The sequence below is a fragment of the Neisseria sp. P0021.S006 genome, assembly GCF_051956895.1.
In genome coordinates, this window is sequence record NZ_JBQCWZ010000099.1 from 1 (window position 1) to 3045 (window position 3045).

Consider the following 3045-nt stretch of genomic DNA (forward strand, 5'->3'; position numbering starts at 1 on the left):
GTAATGTTGCCAAACGCGGCATGGATGTGATTGAAGCCATTTTGAATAAAGGCCTGCCTTACATTTCCGGCCCGCAATGGCTTGCTGAAAACGTATTACACCATCATTGGGTACTCGGTGTAGCCGGAACACACGGCAAAACGACCACAGCCTCCATGCTGGCATGGGTCTTAGAATATGCCGGCCTTGCACCGGGCTTCCTCATCGGCGGCGTACCGGAAAACTTCAGCGTTTCCGCCCGCCTGCCGCAAACGCCGCGCCAAGACCCGAACAGCAAATCGCCGTTTTTCGTTATCGAAGCCGATGAATACGATACCGCCTTTTTTGACAAACGCTCCAAATTCGTACACTACCGTCCGCGTACCGCCATTTTGAACAATCTGGAATTTGATCACGCCGATATTTTTGCCGATTTGGGCGCCATTCAAACCCAATTCCATCATTTGGTACGCACCGTGCCGTCTGAAGGCCTCATCGTCTGCAACGGCCAGCAGCAAAGCCTGCAAGATACTCTAGACAAAGGCTGCTGGACGCCCGTAGAGAAATTCGGTACCGAACAAGGCTGGCAGGTTGGTACCGTCCATGCCGACGGCTCGTTTGATGTACGCCATCACGGCGAAACGGTCGGACACGTCGCTTGGGAACTGATGGGCGAACACAACCGCATGAACGCCCTCGCCGTTATCTCTGCCGCGCGTCATGCCGGAGTCGATATTCAGACGGCCTGCGAAGCTTTGAGTGCATTTAAAAACGTCAAACGCCGTATGGAAATCAAAGGTACAGTAAACGGCATCACTGTTTACGACGACTTTGCCCACCATCCGACCGCCATCGAAACCACCATCGAAGGCTTACGTCAGCGCGTCGGTAACGCACGCATCCTCGCCGTCCTCGAGCCACGTTCCAACACCATGAAGCTCGGCACCATGAAAGCCGCCCTGCCCGCAAGCTTAAACGATGCAGACCAAGTATTCTGCTACGCCGGCGGCGTGGACTGGGACGTCGCCGAAGCCCTCGCACCTTTAGGCGGCAAGCTGCATGTGGGCAAAGACTTCGATGCCTTTGTTGCCGAAATCGTGAAAAATGCCGAAGCAGGCGACCATATTTTGGTCATGAGCAATGGCGGTTTCGGCGGAATACACGGAAAGCTGCTGGAAGCGTTGAAATAAAGGTTTGTTGAAAATTTTGAATGATTGAGGCCGTCTGAAAACCGGAATTTGGTTTTCAGACGGCCTTTTGGTTGTGAAGTAATGAGATGGGGAAAAACCGATATTTCCGGCGAATCAGGTTTGGTTATAAACCAAGCCGGATTTGCCGTTTGCCTTTATTTGGATTTTTTGGGCGGCTTGGTATTTTGGCTTTCTATTGCCTTTCGGTATAGGTCAAACAGAAAGGTGACGCGTTCTGCCTCATCGTCAGTGTTTTTGCCTTTTTTGTAGCCGTAGGCTTTATCTACTGCTTTGTCGAGGGTGGCGTGTGCTTTGACGAGGTCGGGATAGCCTGCGTCGGACGCATAAAGTTCGGCGAGCGTAGGGGGAGGCAGATCGTTAGCAAGCGCATCGGCACGGTATTTCTCGCGAGTGTCAAGGATGGCTTGGGCGGCAGCTTCGATGGCGGAACGGAGGGGATTGTTTTCAGACGGCCTTGGCGTTTCGCCTTTTTTGCCCGAAGCTTCCTGACAGGCAGTTTCGTCATCGTTGGGTTTACGGCAGCTTTCTGGGAAGGGAAAGTTGTTGTACACAATTAAACTGGAATAGCTGTAATCGCTTTTCAGACGGCCTGAAACAGTACGCATAAAGGCATTATGCATGGTGGAGCAGAGAATGCCAAAGTGGTAAAGAGTGGCATTAGGTAACATGAATAGCTTATCTCCGGCAATAGTTTGGGAATCCAAATAGCCGATGGGAATGAAACGGCGATTTTCAGAAGATACTTTAGGGATGGCAAGATAATTGCCGTCTGAAATATTGCGTAATTGCTGGAAAAGCCAAGGAGTCATAGCATCTTTTTGAGTTTGCTTATCTTTACTAGCCTCACGCATGGCTTTGACTGCCTGAATACGGGCTTGGACTTGAGGCATCTGTTTCAGGTCGTGGTTGCGTTTGACATCAGGTACGCCGTTAAACCAAATGCACCAACGTTCGATACCATTAAGGAATTCGTTACCCATCGAGAAGGCACGGATGTAGTTTGCCGCCAATGGTTCGGTAGCAATCAAGGCTTCTTTTTCATCGGTGGAAAGGATAAGGTTGCCGCCTTCGGTAGGCTTGCCTCCACTAACCATTTCAATTTCTCCGCTGATTTGGGTTTTGCGCTTGGCAATAATCAAATCGGGCGCATCAATCAGATAAGGATTGATGTTGGCTACGGCGTGTTTTTGGGGTTCACCTTTGATGTCGGGATAGTCGTAGAGGTATTTGGGCAGAGCGGGATTTGCCGAAGCGTTTGCGCCGCCGTTTTCAGACGACGTTTGCGGTTTGCGGCTAAAGCCGACGATGATGCAATGGACGGCGGCTTTGCCTGCGGCTTGGCTCGTCCATTGGAAGGTACGGTGGGCAAAGTTGATTTCGATGCCTTGGTTCAAAAGGCTGCCCCAGAGGATTTCGACCTGCTGGCCTTGGCAGATGGAATTGGTGGAGACAAATGCCGTCTGAACTTGGGAATTCTGCGCCATGATGCCGGCGGCTTTGACATACCAGTTGCAGACGTAATCCAACAGGCCGTAGCCTTTGATATGGCCGCAAATGCTTTCGAGGTCGTTTTTCTGCTCTTTAGTTTGGTAGGTCGAGCCGATAAAGGGCGGATTGCCGAAGATGTAGTCTGCCGCCTGCCAAGGTGTGCGGAGGCTGTTGGCGTGGATGATTTCGGCGGCGTCTTCGAGCGGCAGCGTATGGCAGGCGACTTCGCCGTCGAAGCGGATTTGCGTGCGGATGTTGCATTGGTGGTTTTTGAGCCACATGGCGGTACGGGCGATAAGGACGGCAAATTCGTCTATTTCGATGCCGTGGAATTGTTTCAGACGGCATTGGACGGACGGGCTGTCGA

General features: G+C 51.8%; 2 protein-coding genes. One reads left to right on the forward strand and one right to left on the reverse strand.

Going from position 1 to position 3045, the window contains the following annotated elements; all coding sequences use genetic code 11:
- Nucleotides 1-1169: UDP-N-acetylmuramate:L-alanyl-gamma-D-glutamyl-meso-diaminopimelate ligase (gene mpl / locus ACTHUM_RS11075; protein WP_440402892.1), on the forward strand; the 1169-nt coding region annotated here is incomplete at its 5' end.
- A 155-nt stretch (nt 1170-1324) separates the two neighbouring features.
- Here mpl and ACTHUM_RS11080 read toward each other — a convergent pair.
- Nucleotides 1325-3045 (reverse strand): type IIL restriction-modification enzyme MmeI (locus tag ACTHUM_RS11080; RefSeq protein WP_440402893.1); only part of this gene is annotated, 1721 nt, incomplete at its 5' end.